Consider the following 17470-nt stretch of genomic DNA (forward strand, 5'->3'; position numbering starts at 1 on the left):
CAAATGAATGATAAAATTTCGTAACTTTATTAATTAAAGTATAGTGCTTTAAGAATAAAAGCCCAACTGATTCGCTTTTTCACACAAACAGTAGTCATGATTTTTTGAATATGCTAGAGTAATAAGTAAAGGCACGAAAGGAGAATAAAATGACAGAATGGCTACTAAGCTTAGCCCCGTGGCAACAAGCATTAGCGGGGACAGCATTTACGTATTTTATGACAGCTCTGGGGGCTGGGTTGGTATTTTTCTTTAAAGAAATCAAAAAAGAAGTATTGAATCTCATGCTTGGTTTTGCTTCGGGGGTCATGATTGCTGCTAGTTTTTGGTCATTGCTTGATCCTGCGATTACAAAAGCTGAAGAAAATGGCGATATCGCTTGGCTGGTCGTTAGTATTGGTTTTGGATTAGGTGGTGTCTTTCTTTATATCGCTGATAAAACGCTTCCCCATATGCACTTTGGCCCACAGCACGAAAAAGAAGGCCTACCTACGCATTTAAAACGAACAATCTTATTAGTTTTTTCGATCACCTTGCACAATATCCCTGAAGGTTTGGCTGTAGGGGTAGCATTTGGGGCTGCCAGTACAGCCGATAATCCAACAGCGGCCGTTTTGGCAGCCATTTCGGTTGCATTGGGTATTGGAATTCAGAATTTTCCGGAAGGTGCAGCTGTTTCGATTCCTTTAAGACAAGAAGGATTGAGTCGAACAAAGGCATTTATATATGGACAAGCTTCAGGTATTGTTGAACCGATCGCAGGTGTGATTGGTGCGGTGCTAGTGACACGAGTAACCATCCTTTTACCTTATGCACTGGCATTTGCAGCAGGTGCGATGATCTATGTGGTTGTTGAGGAATTAATTCCCGAAGCCCAACAAACATTATCAAGTAAACGACATTTTGCCGTTTTTGGGGTGATGTTAGGTTTTATCATTATGATGGTACTAGATGTAGCTTTAGGGTAATACCATCAAATGATATATCATTTGGAACAACTGATAAAAATATAACGAAAAAAGCAGCACAAGACTGGGGAATCTGTCGTGTGCTGCTTTTTTCAATATTAGTAATATTTTCGATGATGTCGACGATTTGTTCCAGAAATTACACGAATTAGCCAAATAATGATTGCAATAGGAATGAGTAATTTAATTGCAAACCATAAAATACTAGTAAAAAGGCTAATTACAAAACTACCTATAATGAATACCATTACTAGCATGAAAATAGTTGAAAAAGTATTTTTTTGTCCCATACAAACCCCTCATTTCTTTCTAGTTCCCAAAATAAGTTAAATTTAATAAAAATGTACTTAGAACTTAGCTTATTTATTAGAGAACTAGGATAGTTAAATCCTCTTGTTTCATTGAGTATAGCAGTATAAAGTGAGCGTTACCTCCAACTATAGACTGATTTAGTTGCTTTTTTCTAGCTATCTTTACTACAATAAGTCAGAAAAGGAGGCAAAAATATGCCAAAAAATCGTTTAGAAGCTTTTACCGATGCAGTTATCGCAATCATTATGACTATCTTGGTCTTAGAGCTTCACCAGCCAAACACTGACACTTGGCAAGCGCTAAGTGCCTTAGGATATCGTTTTATGATCTATATTGTCAGCTTTTTTACATTGGTCATCTATTGGAATAATCATCATCATATGTTTCAAGTCGTTCATAAAGTAAATTGGCGAGTTTTGTGGGCAAATAGCTTTTTTATCTTTGCTTTATCATTTTTTCCCTTTGTCACGTCTTGGATCAGCGAGTATAGTCATAGTTTAGCGCCAGAGATCACATACGGTGTAGTAACTTTAGGAGCTAATATTGCTTACTATATTTTAGCAAGAGAGTTGGTTCAGTCTGATCCTAAAAATAAAAAGAATATCAAAGAATTACTAGATAACTATCGAAAATCCTACTGGTCAATTGGGTTAAATATTTTAGGAATTATTTTAGGCTATGTCATTACACCAATAGCTGTTTTAGTAACGAATGCTGTGATTTTACTTGGTTGGCTGATTCCTAGCCGTAAAATCGAATCTCAATATAGTAATTAAAGATGTTCAAAAAAATTAAGAGAAATATAACAAAAAGATAAAAAAATGGTCGAACTTCTAGAGGAAAATCTTCCTTGAAGAGGGATGATTATGATCAATCAAAAAAAATTGAATATCGGTCTAACTACGAGCATGATAACGATCCTTATCTATATAGATCATCGGCAATGTAGTTTATTGGTTATTTTGTTATCTATGATGATTCCATTTGTTGTAGCATTAAAGAAGTAAGAAGCGTTTATTTTTGATCCCGGATCTTTCAGTCTAAAGAATTGAAAGATCCGGGATTCGTTGTATCTAATTATACACAGATACGTATCAGAGAGGTAATCTGTTCCGAAAGTTTTCCACAGGGGATAACGAAAACGAAAAGTTCCAACCTATCGATAAAAGCAGGTATACAATATTTTTGTATAAATATTAAATGAATAGGCAGACAACAATTTATATAGATTGATCCATCTGATTAAATAACTTTCGGTTTTTGAACATAGTGTTATTTTATCTTTTTAAAATAACGGATTTAATAATTGGTTTATTTTTTTCACAAGAAGAATCAAATAAATTAGGAAAAATGACGAAAAACAAAGGAAACAAGCCGTCTCGAATGAAATAGTTAGTATAAAAGATCAATGGTCGAGTGGGAGAAGAAAAAAAATAAACAGAAAAGTTATTCGAGGTTCTTTCCATTGAAAAGATAAAAGCCAATCAAATATACCTTGTAGGGGTATATTTGATTGGTCAGTCTGTTGTATGAGTGGCACTTGCGACAGGATAATTTTTTTTATAAGCAAAGTAGCGTGCTTCTTTTTTTGCTATGCCAAAAGAATCAGATAGCTGTAAATTTTGAGGTGAGAATTGTATGGCGGGGATTGAAAATGTCTGTTTTTGTTTGTCTATAATTGAAATAGAAAAGTTGATTTCTTCTTGTTCGGCATTTGCTAACGTCACATAAGAATGTCTGTCGAAATGGATACCAACTACTGTGTAAATGCCCAGTAATTGAAGTTGATCTCCTTCAATTTTTACTAGTTCATCTTTTGTTGGCACATATTCCATCTTGGCTCCAGTAGTCATTTTCATTTCAGCTTTTGAAGTAACATCTTTTACAGGAGAAGCAAAGTATTCAATCATAAAAAATAAAGCAATTAAACCTAAAAAACTACTAACTATAATAATTGTTTTCTTCACCTTGGACACTCCCATCTAACAGTTATGACGTAAAAAAGTACATTTATGATAAAAATAGTTTTTTAATCATTAAAAATGGTATAATATATGCCTTTTTTTATTAATTTTTGTTATTAATTAATTGCTTTAAAAACAGTATAAATTTAAATATAAAAAAAATAAAGCATAAAATACTTAATTTTAGCAGTTTGTTTTACTGAAGGAATGTTTCAATCAAATAAATTATTTCGCTAAAATAATTTATTTAGTTATTTTTTAAAATGAGAAGGCGAATGATACTATTTTCTGTTGGCAAGATCAGCATTCTGATTATTTGAAAGGTCTAAGGGCAAAAAAAGGCCATAAATGATCTATTTATAAAATAGGTAGATAGGATTGCTTATTTTTCATATTTTTTATACCCATTTTTACTATTTTTTTGAAAAAAAAATTCTAATTCGTTAAAAATTTTCTTTAAAATATAAATAGGAACATTCAAATAGAAAAAAGTGAATGCTTTTTTATAGTTGGTAAAAAGAGGGGAGGAAGTAAATGTTAAATATTTTATCGAAAAAAATGAAACGACAGTTACTTCTACTGGAATTGCTTTTTGAAGGAGAAACCTATCGCTTTCAAGATTTAGAATCTCAATTAAAGTGTTCTTCAAAAACATTGAGAAATGACTTGATGGATATCGATTCTTATGCAAAAGAAATTAATATACATACTGATCGTGAGAATGGGATATTTGCAGAAATTGCTCCTCATGTCACAGAAGAATATATTTACCGAATTATTATGAATGAATCGATTGAGTATCAATTTTTAGAAGCAATCGTGTTAAATAAATATACGAACTACTTGGAAGTAACGGAACAACTATTTATTTCAGAGAGCACTTTAAGACGAATGGTGAAGCGCATCAACCTTTCCTTAGAGCAATATCACTTAAGAATTCGAGGATTGATTCGATTAACGGGAAATACACAATTAATTGAAAAGTTGACGATCCAGTTACTTTTAGAAAAATATGTGTGTTTAGAAGAGGCCTTCAATGAAGAAATTTGTCAAAAAAGTCGTCAATTATACTTAAAATACATAACGAATAATCAACTTCAAGATATAATTCGTAAACTGGAACACCGAAAACATAATCAGCTTTTATTTTATATTGCTATGAAAATTTACCAAGTAAAAAACGAAAAACAATTTATTGAAAAAGAGCAGAATAATCTTTTATGCCTAGAATCAAATGAGAAGCAAAATACTTCTTTATGGTTATCTCTTGAATAGGATCAGGATCTGATAAAATACATCTTTGAACAGCCGTTTGTTTGTTCGCTACTGGATATACAGAACAACAGCGATGACTACCAACAAAAACCTTATTTAACAAAGATGGTTGGGATATTGCTTGATTATTTGGAAATAAAATATCAGATCAAATGTGAAGAACGACAAGAAATCTGCTATAAAATAATTAATGATGGCGACTATATGGAAAATCTTTCTTTTATTTTATATGATAAACATCATCAGTTTTTAAAACAGATACTTCCAGAAATCGAAAGTATTCAAGTAGGACTAAAGAATTATTTAATTAACAAGGATCAAAAAGAGTTATTAAAGTATATGAAAAATGACGAATTTACCAGAAAATTAGTCGCTTTGTTACTTGTCTACTGGCATGATCTGCTAAAAAAGATTGAAACGAGTAAACAAATTAGGGCTTTGATTGTAACCAATTCTGAACAATATGCTAGCTACATTATTGCAAAGCTTGAGCTTTATCTAGGAGGACGATATCGTTTTGTAGCCAGCAAAACCCCGGTAGTTACAGATCAGATGCTACATAAGGAAAATTATGATTGTATTGTTTCCAATACGATGCTGAACAGACAGTTCAATATCCCTATATTTGGTATTTCTATATATCCCAAATCAAGAGAAATTCAAAACTTGATTTTCTTTTATCAACAAACAAGAACAGAAATTACATAGCGTGTTTGATAGTTATTAACTTTGAGAAATTGTTAGTTTGAACATAGGTGGTCAATAAGGGGAAACGCTGATCAATGGTGAATGAATATTCCACAGATAAAAGAAACAAAAAGAAGAGATAGGTTAAAAGTTAACCTAATTTTATGGGCTCTTTGTTAAATGATATGATATTGGTAAAGAGAAATCTTAGAATCATTTGGACAGAAAGAAGAAAAACTTCTTTCTGTTCTTTTAGAGAAGGCAAATATTTCCTCATTGTTTTGGTAGTAATTCAAGTAAGTTTGCAGTAAAAATTACTCATTTAATATTAATGAAAAGTTTAATGTACTTTGCTATTATGGACTAATTAATTAGGAAACAGATGGAGGTTCTCAATGGAAGTACTGAGATTAGTTAGTCAATTTTATGCAATTATAGCGATACCCGTCTTTATTTTTTGTGGTTTTAGATTACGTAATCAAAGAAGGGCTATGGAAAAGAAGAAAAAAAAATAAAGTGAGTGAAATGTTCCCCGAACTTAGTAAAGAGGACTTAAAGCTGAGAAAAACAGCAATTATAAATTATCAAAATATGTATTTGAATACCACTTTTAAAAAAGGTATTCAAATGTTATTGACTGTTGCATTACTTGCAAGTATTATAGGCGCTTTGGTCACTAGTATGCTTTATCAAGATTTTTCGACTAGTTTCCTATTTAAGTGCATTAACCTTTTGTATTTTACTTCTTAGTATAATCGCTCCGTCAAGTCAGAAACAAACACAGTTTTGGGAGAATTATCTAAATCAACATCCCGATAATCCATTGAAAATCGTTCTGTTGGACAGGGAAGATGTCGAAAAGATAACTGCAATAAGAAAAAAACAAGTTATTAACTTTATGGTCATCGAGTTAGCTTTTCTGATTTTTTACGTTCTTTATTTTTAGCAAGATCTCCGATTTTATACGAATAGTCAATTGATTGTCAAAGATAAGAGTGGCAAGAAATTAGAACGATTGATTGGAATGGAGATAGAAAGAATTTTATCAAAAGGCTACAGAATAAGTGTGATAATGAAAAACAGCCAACAAACATTGATTTAACAACGTTTGTTGGCTGTTTTTTATTATTCCCACTCCACAGTTGCAGGTGGTTTAGAAGTGATGTCGTACACGATACGGTTGACGTGAGCGACTTCGTTTACGATGCGGACAGAGATTTTTTGTAAAACATCCCATGGGATACGGGCAAAGTCTGCTGTCATCCCATCAATAGAAGTGACTGCACGGATACCTACTGTATAGTCGTAAGTACGGCCATCGCCCATTACACCGACAGAGCGGATTCCTGGTAGAACAGTGAAATATTGCCAAATGTCACGATCTAAGCCAGCTGCTGCGATTTCTTCACGTAAGATCGCATCTGATTCACGGACGATTTCTAGTTTTTCTTCACTGATTTCACCCAAGACACGGATACCTAGACCAGGACCTGGGAAAGGTTGACGCCAAACGATTGAATCTGGCATTCCTAGTTGTGTTCCTAATTCACGGACTTCATCTTTGAATAATGTGTTCAAAGGTTCGATCAATTGGAATTGCATGTCTTCTGGTAGTCCACCCACGTTATGGTGAGATTTGATCGTTTGAGCAGTTTCCGTTCCACTTTCGATCACATCAGTATAAAGTGTTCCTTGGGCTAAGAAAGCAATTCCTTCTTCTCCCGCTAATTTTGTTGCTTCATCATCAAAAACATACACAAATTCATTACCAATGATTTTACGTTTTTGCTCAGGATCAGAAACGCCGGCTAACTTGTCTAAGAAACGTTTTCTTGCATCCACTTTGATAATATTTAGACCAAATTTCCCGCCTAAGCTTTCCATTACTTGGTCTGCTTCGCCTTTACGCAATAAACCATGGTCAACAAAGATGGAAGTTAGCTGATCACCGATTGCTTTTTGTAAAAGAACACCAACGACACTAGAATCCACGCCGCCAGAAAGTCCAAGCAATACTTTTTTATCGCCAACTTGTTCACGAATTTTTTCGATTTGCATATCGATGAAGTTATTCATTGTCCAGTTTCCTTCACAATGACAAACATCAAAAGCAAAATGACGGAGTAATTCGATTCCGTATTCAGAATGACGAACTTCTGCATGGAATTGGATACCATAGAAATTACGTTTTGTGTCTTGGATGGATGCGATCGGGCAGTCTTTACTTGTACCAACGATTTCAAATCCTTCAGGAACTTGGGTTACTAAGTCCCCGTGGCTCATCCAAACGGTTTGTTGTTTAGGTGTGTCATTGAACAATACTGCATCGTCACTGGTTACTTCTAACTGAGCTTTTCCGTATTCACGGTTTTTAGCTGGTTCAACTTTCCCACCTAGCTTATACGTAATCAATTGCATACCGTAGCAAATACCCAATACAGGAATCCCTAAGTTAAAGATTTCTGGATCGATTCCAAAAGCATTTTCATCATACACACTGTTAGGACCACCGGAAAGAATGATTCCTTTTGGATTCATTGCTTTTACTTCTTCAGCAGAAACCCGATGGCTCAATAATTCAGAAAAAACTCCTAAATCACGGATGCGTCGTGTAATCAATTGGTTATACTGGCTACCGTAGTCTAATACGATAATCTTTTCAACGTTTGTCATGTCGGCAACGTTTGTCACATTTATTACCCCTATCCCTTTAAATTTTATCTCAAAATAGAATAAACTATTTTAAAATGCTAATATTTTCGCATGAAAATCGAATCGATAATATGATTTTCAGTTTTATGGAGAATTATATCTGCTCTGCCACGAGTAGGCAAGATATATTCGTTTAAATTTTTCAAATTCACATTTTTCCATACTTCTTGCGCCATTTTAAATGCATCGTCACGATCGCCAATAGCAAATTGATAGTAATAATTTTGTGGATTTTGAAAAGCGGTGTCGAGTAAGGCACCGAATCGATCTAAATACCATTTTTCAATTAATGATGAATCAGCATCAACATAAACAGAAAAATCAAAAAAATCACTGACATAGATTTGTTGATTAGCAGGCAGTTGCAGCGTGTTGATTCCTTCAACAATCAGAATATCAGGTTGTTGGATCAATTCATATTCGCCAGGAATGATATTGTAAATGTCATGTGAATAAACAGGTACTTTTATTTCTTCCTGACCGGATTTTACTCGATTAAGAAAATCGATCAACATCTCCATATCATAACTTTCTGGGAATCCTTTACGATTCATGATCCCTCGTTCTTTTAACGTTTCATTAGGATATAAAAAACCATCAGTTGTAATCAACTGAACATTCCTGCGTTTAAATGTACGTGATAAGATCGTTTGTAACAGGCGAGCTGTTGTGCTTTTTCCAACGGCAACACTCCCAGCAATTCCAATAATAAATGGCGGTACTTCGACATATTTATGAAGAAATAGACCTTTACTTAATGAAAGAGATTCAAATTCTTTCATATATAGATAAATCAAATGAGCAAGAGGAACATAGATATCTCGAACATCTTGCATTGAAATACGGTCATTTAAACTTTTGATGTTATCTAGCTCGTCTTGGGTCAAAGGTGCTTGTCCATTACGATAAAATTCACGCCATTCTTCTCTTGCCACACGGTAGTAGTTCATTGGATCATTCATAATAGCCTCCTGCATTCTCCCATCAATGGAATCATTTTAACATAAAACACGGCTAAACCCCACCACTAAACGAGAATGGTTATAAGTCTCTTATTTTTAACTGAATAAATAAAAAGGATGACATATCAAAATTCATTCTGTTCGTGTTTCTGATCAACTATTTATTTAAACTAGGAAAAATAGACATTGCATGCCAATTGATAAAAGGATAGACTAAGAAACAAGAAACAATATAAAAAGGATGAACGATATGACGAATCATTATTATTCGCAAGAGCCAACGACAGAACATGACTTTGAACAATGGTCATTTGAATTAAAAGGAAAAAACTTCCAATTTGTAACAGATTCAGGAGTATTTTCACGTGAAACAGTCGACTTTGGTTCACGAGTGTTAATTGATACCTTTAATTGGGAAGAGCTGCCAGCTGATGGCAAAATTTTGGATGTTGGTTGTGGCTATGGTCCGATTGGATTGGCGATCGCTTTTGCTAGTCAGCGATTTGTTGAGATGGTCGATATTAACTCTCGGGCAGTAGAATTAGCTCAAGGAAATGCGAACCGCAATGGGATCAAACAGGTGGATATTCATCAATCGAATATCTATGAAGCAGTTCATGAAGAAACTTATGCAGCAATCGTCAGCAATCCGCCAATTCGTGCCGGTAAAAAAGTGGTACACGAAATTTTAACCGAAGCATATCCAAGGTTAAAATCGGGTGGAACACTAACCATTGTCATTCAAAAAAAACAAGGGGCTCCTAGTGCGAAAAGCAAAATGGCAGAGACCTTTGGGAATGCTGAAATCGTCCATAAAGAGAAAGGGTACTATATCATCAAAAGTATCAAAGAATAACTGTTTGATTGTGGTGTTTGAGACTAAATAAAAAGCTATGACAAAATAACACACTCTAAAAGCAACCGAAGAATCCTAAAATAGAAGTAACTATTTTCGGGTCCTTCGGTTTATTTTTGTCCCTTTCTTTCTATTAAAAAACAGGCGATAGGTACTCTAGGTCATGGGAATATGGAGATCGTAAAAAAGTTGATGAAAGGAGTGAGACACTTCGCTAACTAGTGGAACTTTTTCCTATTGAAAAGTGGCGTATTTCAAGGAGCTAATAATTGAATAACGTTTCTTCCTTTTTTAGAAAACAAAACTAGCATGGTATTGAAAAATTTGAGTGACTTGAAAGGAGAATAAAAAGATGACACAAACCAGAATGATAGTAGATACTAAATCTATTTTAGAATTACCCATGTATAACCAGGAAAACGTATTAAGGTATTTAGAAAAAGACCATGTCGAAATGGCTACAACATTTAAAGCATGGGAAGAAAAGGCGAAGGGGATCGTCCAGAACAATAAAACGAAAAGAGAAAAATTAAATAGCAAAAGAGAAAAAAGTGAAGTTCAGCCAGATGATCAACATGTTGCTTTAACAAATGAACTTTTAGATCTCTTAGATGGATTAGTACATCATGTTTTGCATCAGTATCGTCCCACGCTGGTGTCTAAGTATAAAAATCTATTGATATGGAAAGATCAAGAAAAATTTGATTTCTTACTTAAGAATCGAGATGCTAAGAACGGGTTCACTCAAATCATGAACGACAAGCCTATGATTAAGCTTTACCAAAAAAAACCAAAGAAATTTGCTCAGATCAAAAAAGGCTACCATTCTCAAAAAAACAACGATGTCCTATTTGTTGGAAACATGCTGCTGTTTGAACTACTTGATTTTTCTCGCTCAGAGAGGGAACAACTGGTAAAAGAATTTCTAACCCATACGATTCCCAACGATCAGCGACGAGACAACTTAAATCAAGAAATTCAAAATCGTCCTGCGGCAACGCTTGACAAGCTTTCACAGAGAAATAAAACAGTCTATTGGGAGTTTGTTAGTATTAGAAGTGTGGCAGATTATTCTAAAGTAAAACATGTGAAAGAACAAATTGATCATCAAGATGGATTGACTCCAGAAGAAAAACAGGCACTTCATAACGATTTAGATGCACGTATCGCCAAATTTAATAGTCAAGCTATACTGTTTGAAGAAGCAGTTGCGGATTTAAGTGAAAAAAATAAGGATTTACATAAGATGTTCAAAAAAGATGTACCACAAGAGCGAATTGACTTGCTCAAAGGAATCAAAGATGAGTCAAATTTGGATTGGCTAACAAAGAATGTGTTGACCGAAGAATTAGTAAGAAAACAAGTGGCTCAAGAAAAACTAGATACATATAAAGCACTGATGAGTGACAAACAATTGACCCGAGAAGTGGTAGCTAGCATCAAACAAAGCAAAGAGTATTCAGAAGAAATAAAAAAAGCTCTCATTTCTGAAATTAATCCCTCAGAGGAAGCGAAAAAGAACAACATCAAAAAAATATCAGTTATCAAACAGGAATTTTTCATTAGAAAGCAACTGTTAGAAGTACTAAAAGAACGAGTGGCAACGGATAAAACCTATCAGCCGCTTTTTGAACAAATAGAAAAAGCCACGAATAGTAATGAAAAACAAAAGGAACATGTAACTGCTCAAAGTGATATCAAAGAGTGCCAAAAGTTTATAAGTGAAAATAAATGGGAAGAGGAAATGATTAAAAGAATCAATCAAGAGGAACGAATCCCTCCACATTTGAAAGTAATCGTTTTATCTGAGTTAAAGGAACCAACAGCAAAAAATCAACGAGTTGGTGGAGAAAATCGGCAAGATTCCACACTTGTTGCTCTTGTTTTAAAGTCTCACGTTCAAAATATACAACTAGGATACCAACAAGAGGTTTCTCAAAAGACGAAGAAGGAGCAACAAATTGATCATCGCATGATTAAATACGAACAAAAGTTACAAAAAATTCTAAAGATAAGAACAGGACTCTTTGATGCCATAAATAGATTTGAGAGCCAAGAGAAACAACTGATAGGGGATGGGGGAAAGATTTCTGTTCCCAAGGATGAACAAGAAAAAGCCAGTCAACAAGCTACGCTGACTAAAAAAGATTTGCAAGAGAATGAAGAGCAGAGGCTAGCTATGGATATCGGAGAGCTTCTTATGAAAGGAAATACGGCAGACTATTTTCAGGCAGTCGATAAACATGATTTAAACTTTTTAAATCTTAGGCAACAAGTAAGGCAAGATCCAAAGATTCCTATTGACAATAAAAAACCTTTCCTTGAACAGCTAACAACGATGATCGCCACGGATCGAACGGCAGGTTATCAAAAAGAGCTTCAACTTTTTTCATCTGTTCGAGAAAAGATTCTAGAACTCCATAATGAAATCTTAAACGATCAGGAAATAGCTCATGATGAGAAAAAAATACTTCTCAAGCAGGTAGATGGAATGGTAGGAGCGATTGAAAAACGGGATTCTGAACATCTAGCTGCTGATAATTTAGTAACCCAAAGTCAGAAGTCTTCTTTGAGTGAGAAAGTAACTAGTGCAATCAATAATAGAAAAGATCAATCGCTAGTTACTCAAGCTAATGAAAAAACTCCTATGAAAGAGAAGAACAATGACAGATGATCGGCAGTTACAGCAGTTTTTAAGAAGTCAGTTTAGGAAATTGGCACTTTCCAAGCTATTTATTTTTATTAGTGAATAAAAGATTTTTTCTTATTTTTTTCTATCTATTCTTTTTTATATGCTTTTGGTAAACTAAAAAAGAATTTACATCATAAAGGAGGAGAAGAAGTGAAACTAACGATCCGAGACATTGCAGAAATGGCAGGTGTTTCAGTCACCACTGTATCACAAATTTTAAATAATAAAGGGAGCCGCTTTAGTGATAAAACACGAAAAAAAGTCCTGAATATTGTTAACGAGCACCATTATAAACCAGATTACTTTGCCTCGAATGTGATCAATCGTCATTCTAAAACGATTGGTATGATCGTGCCAGATGTCACTGACTTCTTCTTTTCTAAATTGATTGAAGGGGTCGAGAGTTACTTGAATCCACTGGGGTATGTGATCATGCTTTGCAACTCTCGTCATAGTCAAGAAAATGAAATCAAGTATTTAAAAGAATTGGCTCATCGCTCAGTGGATGGAATCTTATTGGCTACGCCCAATGTTTTGCCAGATGACTATTCTTTAGATAGTGATTTTTATAAAAATATGCCGATTATTTTGATTGATCGTGGATTGAATACCAGAGATAATGGTCGGTTGATTGTAAAAGAGTATGAGGGGGCTTATCAAGCAGTTTCTTTGTTTATTAAGAACGGTCATACCAAAATCGGTATGCTCAAAGAAACAACAGGCTATTACCAGTTAGAAGAACGGTTCAACGGGTATCGTCATGCACTAAAGGATCATGGAATCCCTTTCAATGGAAAGTATGTAGAACAAGGGGAGTTGACGGTCCAAGGTGGATACGAGGCGTCTAAACGGCTCTTAAAGCACAAAGATCTTACAGCAATTTTTTGTGGAAATGACGCAATGGCGATTGGTTGTTACCAAGCGATTGATGAATTAGGCAAAAAAATCCCCGATGATATTTCAGTTATTGGTTTCGATGGGTTGAAGTTATCCGAGTATATGATCCCTCAATTGACAACAGTGAAACAGCCAAGTTCTGATATTGGATTTTATGCCGCAAGATTTTTGATCGACACGATCGAGTTCCCACAACGCAAAGTTCCGAACAAAGTCTTTGAAACAAAATTAATTATTCGTGAGAGCATAAAAACATTGACAAAGGGATAACTCAGCGTTATATTGCTTATGTAAGTGTTTACAAAGGCGGTGAGTAGCTCTTTGTATTCTTAGTAAACTGGTTTACTAAAGTGGTTTACCTTTTGGAAAATTCCTGTATAATACCGAATGAAGACGAGGAGGATCAAGCAATGCGAATGGTGGATCTGATTGAAAAAAAGCGAGACGGAAATGAATTATCGACAAAAGAAATCGAGTATATTATTACAAAATACACGAATGGTGAAATTCCAGATTATCAAATCAGCGCATTGTTGATGGCGATCTTTTATCAAGATATGACCGATAGAGAAATCACGGATTTAACACTTGCCATTGCCCACTCAGGAGATGTCATTGATTTAAGTCCTTTAGATGGGATCAAAGTGGATAAACACTCTACAGGTGGTGTGGGAGATACGACAACGTTGATCTTAGCACCTTTAGTCGCAAGTGTGGGTGTTACAGTTGCCAAAATGTCAGGTAGAGGTTTGGGGTATACAGGTGGTACGCTGGATAAACTAGAAGCAATTCCTGGATTTCAAATCGAACTTTCTGATGAAGCGTTTATCCGAATTGTCAATGAGAGTAAAGTGGCTGTTATTGGACAATCAGGAAATCTTGCACCAGCAGATAAAAAACTTTATGCTTTGCGGGATGTGACTGCGACAGTGGATTCGATTCCTTTGATTGCCAGTTCGATTATGAGTAAGAAAATTGCCGCAGGAGCAGATGCGATCGTTTTAGACGTGACGACAGGTGACGGCGCCTTTATGAAGAATATTGAAGATGCTAGACGTTTAGCAAAAACAATGACTAGTATTGGAAAATTAGCTCATCGTCAGACAGTAGCCGTAATTTCTGATATGTCTGAACCTCTTGGTGAAGCAATTGGTAATAGTCTTGAAGTTGTGGAAGCAATTGAAACGTTAAACGGCAATGGACCAGAAGACTTGCTGGAAATGTGTTATGCATTAGGGAGTCAGATGGTGGTCTTAGCCAATCAAGCAGCAACAATCGAAGAAGCTAGAAGTTTACTGCAAGAAGCGCTAGAATCTGGCAAAGCCTTAGACAAATTTAAGGAAATGATCCGTAATCAAGGTGGAGATGACTCTATCGTAGACCAACCAGAACGATTACTGACAGCTAAGTATGTTGTTGAGTTGCCAGCCAAATCGAGTGGTATTGTCTCAAAACTCGTTGCGAATGAGTTGGGGATTGCAGCTATGATGTTAGGTGCAGGACGCAAAACTAAAGAAGATGATATTGATCACGCAGTTGGTCTTAAATTAAATAAAAAAATTGGTGATCCTGTAAAAGAGGGAGAATCATTGTTGACAATCTACAGTAATACAAAAGAGATTTCTTCTGTTCAAGAATTGCTCTATCAAAATATCCAAATTAGTGACTCGGCTGAAAAGCCTACGTTGATACATGATATCATCACCGAATAAAAGGAGAGAAAAAAATGGAATTGAACCGAATGATCGATCACACCATCTTAAAAGCAGATGCTTCTCAAGAAGACGTTATGCGAATTATTGAAGAAGCAAAGAAATACCATTTCTATTCTGTTTGTATCAACCCAACATGGGTCGCACTAGCAAAAGAACAATTAAAAGGCGAACCAGTGGCAGTATGTACAGTAATTGGCTTTCCTTTAGGAGCTAATACTGCTGAAACTAAGGCTTTTGAAACTACAAATGCGATTGAAAATGGCGCAGATGAAGTGGATATGGTCATCAATATTGGGGCAATGAAGTCTCAACAGTTTGATAAAGTCCAAAAAGATATTGAAGCAGTGGTTGCAGCGGCCAAAGATCGTGCTTTAGTCAAAGTCATCATCGAAACAGCTTTATTAAATCATGAGGAAATTGTAAAAGCTTGTGAGCTGGCAAAAGCCGCTGGGGCAGACTTTGTTAAAACTTCTACAGGATTTTCAACTGGAGGAGCAAAAGTCGAAGATGTTCGTTTAATGCGTGAAACTGTTGGACCTGAAATGGGTGTAAAAGCATCTGGTGGTATCCATAACGAAGCTGAAGCTTTGGCAATGATTGAAGCTGGTGCGACAAGAATTGGTACCAGTGCAGGAGTTTCGATTATGTCAGGATCTACTGGCGAAGGCTATTAAGTAGTAAGGGGAAGCTTATGACAGAAGTGAAGCAAGAATGGATCAACATTGCAGTAGAAGCATTGGATAAAGCATATGTACCATATTCACATTTTCCAGTAGGTGCATGTTTAGTCACTGAATCTGGAAAAACGTATCAAGGGGTCAACATCGAAAATGCCTCGTTTGGTTTAACCAATTGTGCGGAGCGCACGGCTTTTTTCAAAGCTGTTTCTGAAGGAGAAAAAGAGTTTACTCATTTAGTAGTGGCTGGTCATACGCCAGAGCCAATTTCTCCTTGTGGTGCTTGTCGTCAAGTAATGGCTGAGTTTTGTGTACCAGACATGCCGGTAACTTTAGTAGGGGATAACGGTGTGACTAAGGCAATGACGGTTAAAGAACTATTACCTTACGCCTTTACAGAAAAAGATCTATAGAATTATCACTCATGTTCATTCAGTCAGCTGACTGTTGAAAAATAAAACAATTATTTTAGGGGGCTTTACAGAAATGAAAAAAGCAAAATTATTTGGTTTAAGTGCTGTAGCGTTATCTGCTGGGTTATTATTGGGCGCATGTGGCAGCGGATCAGATTCAACTGATTCAACCGGTGGAAACAGCGGTTCAAAAACAGCAACTGCAGCATTGATCACAGATACGGGCGGTGTTGATGACCGTTCATTCAACCAGTCAGCTTGGGAAGGACTACAAGCTTGGGGGAAAGATCATGATCTATCACGTGGAAATGATGGGTTCCAATATTTCCAATCAGCAAATGAATCAGATTATATCCCTAATATTGACCAAGCTTTGAATGCAGGTTTTAAAACAATCTTTGGTATTGGTTATAAATTGAAGCCAGCTATTGAAGAGCAAGCTGCATCAAATCCTGAAACAAACTTTGCTATTATTGATGACGTTATCGACGGCAAAGACAACGTGGTTTCAGCAACATTTAAAGATAACGAAGCTTCTTATCTTGCTGGGATTGCCGCAGCTTACACAACTGAAACAAACACTGTTGGTTTCATTGGTGGGGTAAAAGGTGAAGTAATCGATCGTTTTGACGCAGGATTCAAAGCTGGTGTAGATGCTGGTGCAAAAGCTTTAAACAAAGAAATTAAAGTCTTGAATCAATATGCAGGAGACTTCTCAGCGCCAGATAAAGGACGTTCAATTGCTCAAGGAATGTATGCACAAAATGCAGATATCATTTTCCACGCATCTGGTGGTACTGGTAACGGTGTATTCCAAGAAGCGAAATCATTAAACGAATCAGGCGACAAAAAAGTTTGGGTTATCGGGGTTGACCGTGACCAATCGGACGAAGGCGAATACACTTTAAACGGTGAAAAGAAAAACTTTACTTTGACATCAACTCTAAAAGGTGTAGGAACTGTTGTTGAAGACTTAGCTCAAAAATCAGCTGACGGTGATTTCCCTGGTGGAGAACATACCGTTTACGGATTGAAAGAAGACGGTGTTGGTATCACAAAAGGTCAACTTTCAGAAAAAGCAGAAAAAGCTGTGAATGAAGCAAAAGAAAAAATCATCTCAGGAGATATCAAAGTACCAGAAACTCCTGAAAAATAATCAAACGAATTTCTATAGCCTTGTTGGACAATTGTTTGACAAGGCTATGGTTTAGTAAATAACTAACGATTGTTTCTTTATCAAGATGTTGCTGAGAAGCTATTTTCGTTTTTTTGTTCTTAATTCTTGAAGTAGAACATGCTGCTCACAGCCTCTTACTAAACGGCGTTCAAGAAGCAGCTCC

Annotated in this window: 16 protein-coding genes; 12 read left to right on the forward strand and 4 right to left on the reverse strand. The window is 35.6% G+C overall.

Annotation, left to right across the window (positions count from 1 at the left end; translation table 11 throughout):
- The first annotated feature begins 149 nt into the window (after window positions 1-149).
- Window positions 150-968, forward strand: a complete 819-nt coding sequence (locus IGK91_RS00115; protein ID WP_010720486.1) for a ZIP family metal transporter — start codon at window positions 150-152, stop codon at window positions 966-968.
- 98 nt (window positions 969-1066) lie between these two features.
- On the opposite strand, the gene IGK91_RS00120 is transcribed toward IGK91_RS00115, so the two are convergent.
- On the reverse strand, window positions 1067-1258 hold the full coding sequence (locus IGK91_RS00120) for a hypothetical protein (protein WP_010736784.1): 192 nt from the start codon (window positions 1256-1258) through the stop codon (window positions 1067-1069).
- 216 nt (window positions 1259-1474) lie between these two features.
- Here IGK91_RS00120 and IGK91_RS00125 point away from each other — a divergent pair, with 216 nt between their 5' ends.
- Together IGK91_RS00125 and IGK91_RS00130 are read left to right on the forward strand one after the other, a co-directional pair.
- On the forward strand, window positions 1475-2056 hold the full coding sequence (locus IGK91_RS00125; protein WP_010720484.1) for a TMEM175 family protein: 582 nt from the start codon (window positions 1475-1477) through the stop codon (window positions 2054-2056).
- A 90-nt stretch (window positions 2057-2146) separates the two neighbouring features.
- Complete coding sequence (locus IGK91_RS00130; RefSeq protein WP_014834373.1) at window positions 2147-2287, forward strand: hypothetical protein; 141 nt, start codon at window positions 2147-2149, stop codon at window positions 2285-2287.
- A 510-nt stretch (window positions 2288-2797) separates the two neighbouring features.
- Here IGK91_RS00130 and IGK91_RS00135 read toward each other — a convergent pair.
- The gene (locus IGK91_RS00135; RefSeq protein WP_010736785.1) at window positions 2798-3247 is read right to left on the reverse strand and encodes a hypothetical protein; all 450 of its coding nucleotides are present in this window, start codon (window positions 3245-3247) and stop codon (window positions 2798-2800) included.
- Window positions 3248-3778: 531 nt separating this feature from the next.
- Here IGK91_RS00135 and IGK91_RS00140 point away from each other — a divergent pair.
- Together IGK91_RS00140 and IGK91_RS00145 are read left to right on the forward strand one after the other, a co-directional pair.
- The gene (locus IGK91_RS00140; protein WP_181915953.1) at window positions 3779-4519 is read left to right on the forward strand and encodes a helix-turn-helix domain-containing protein; all 741 of its coding nucleotides are present in this window, start codon (window positions 3779-3781) and stop codon (window positions 4517-4519) included.
- Window positions 4520-4636: 117 nt separating this feature from the next.
- Window positions 4637-5227, forward strand: coding sequence for a hypothetical protein (locus IGK91_RS00145; RefSeq protein ID WP_014834371.1), 591 nt, complete (start codon window positions 4637-4639; stop codon window positions 5225-5227).
- Window positions 5228-6331: 1104 nt separating this feature from the next.
- Here IGK91_RS00145 and guaA read toward each other — a convergent pair.
- Window positions 6332-7897, reverse strand: a complete 1566-nt coding sequence (gene guaA / locus IGK91_RS00150; RefSeq protein ID WP_010720480.1) for a glutamine-hydrolyzing GMP synthase — start codon at window positions 7895-7897, stop codon at window positions 6332-6334.
- A 59-nt stretch (window positions 7898-7956) separates the two neighbouring features.
- A complete protein-coding gene (gene coaA, locus IGK91_RS00155) occupies window positions 7957-8880 on the reverse strand; it encodes a type I pantothenate kinase (protein WP_010720479.1) in 924 nt (307 codons plus the stop codon).
- Between the two features lie 250 nt (window positions 8881-9130).
- Between coaA and IGK91_RS00160 the strand changes: the two genes are divergently transcribed.
- From IGK91_RS00160 to IGK91_RS00190, 7 genes are all read left to right on the forward strand, one after another.
- Window positions 9131-9736, forward strand: coding sequence for a class I SAM-dependent methyltransferase (locus tag IGK91_RS00160; RefSeq protein ID WP_010736788.1), 606 nt, complete (start codon window positions 9131-9133; stop codon window positions 9734-9736).
- Window positions 9737-10088: 352 nt separating this feature from the next.
- Entirely contained in the window at window positions 10089-12410 is a 2322-nt protein-coding gene (locus IGK91_RS00165; RefSeq protein WP_258924945.1) for a hypothetical protein, read from the forward strand.
- Between the two features lie 168 nt (window positions 12411-12578).
- A complete protein-coding gene (locus tag IGK91_RS00170; protein ID WP_081123098.1) occupies window positions 12579-13595 on the forward strand; it encodes a LacI family DNA-binding transcriptional regulator in 1017 nt (338 codons plus the stop codon).
- A 140-nt stretch (window positions 13596-13735) separates the two neighbouring features.
- Window positions 13736-15037 (forward strand): pyrimidine-nucleoside phosphorylase, encoded by a 1302-nt coding sequence (locus tag IGK91_RS00175; RefSeq protein WP_034697695.1) that lies wholly within the window; start codon window positions 13736-13738, stop codon window positions 15035-15037.
- 14 nt (window positions 15038-15051) lie between these two features.
- The gene (gene deoC / locus IGK91_RS00180; protein ID WP_010720473.1) at window positions 15052-15714 is read left to right on the forward strand and encodes a deoxyribose-phosphate aldolase; all 663 of its coding nucleotides are present in this window, start codon (window positions 15052-15054) and stop codon (window positions 15712-15714) included.
- Window positions 15715-15731: 17 nt separating this feature from the next.
- Complete coding sequence (locus IGK91_RS00185) at window positions 15732-16130, forward strand: cytidine deaminase (RefSeq protein ID WP_010720472.1); 399 nt, start codon at window positions 15732-15734, stop codon at window positions 16128-16130.
- Window positions 16131-16203: 73 nt separating this feature from the next.
- Window positions 16204-17286 (forward strand): BMP family lipoprotein, encoded by a 1083-nt coding sequence (locus tag IGK91_RS00190; protein WP_010720471.1) that lies wholly within the window; start codon window positions 16204-16206, stop codon window positions 17284-17286.
- Window positions 17287-17470 lie beyond the last annotated feature (184 nt).

It is taken from the genome of Enterococcus sp. DIV1208 (assembly GCF_050530455.1).
Lineage (GTDB): Bacteria > Bacillota > Bacilli > Lactobacillales > Enterococcaceae > Enterococcus_B > Enterococcus_B hirae.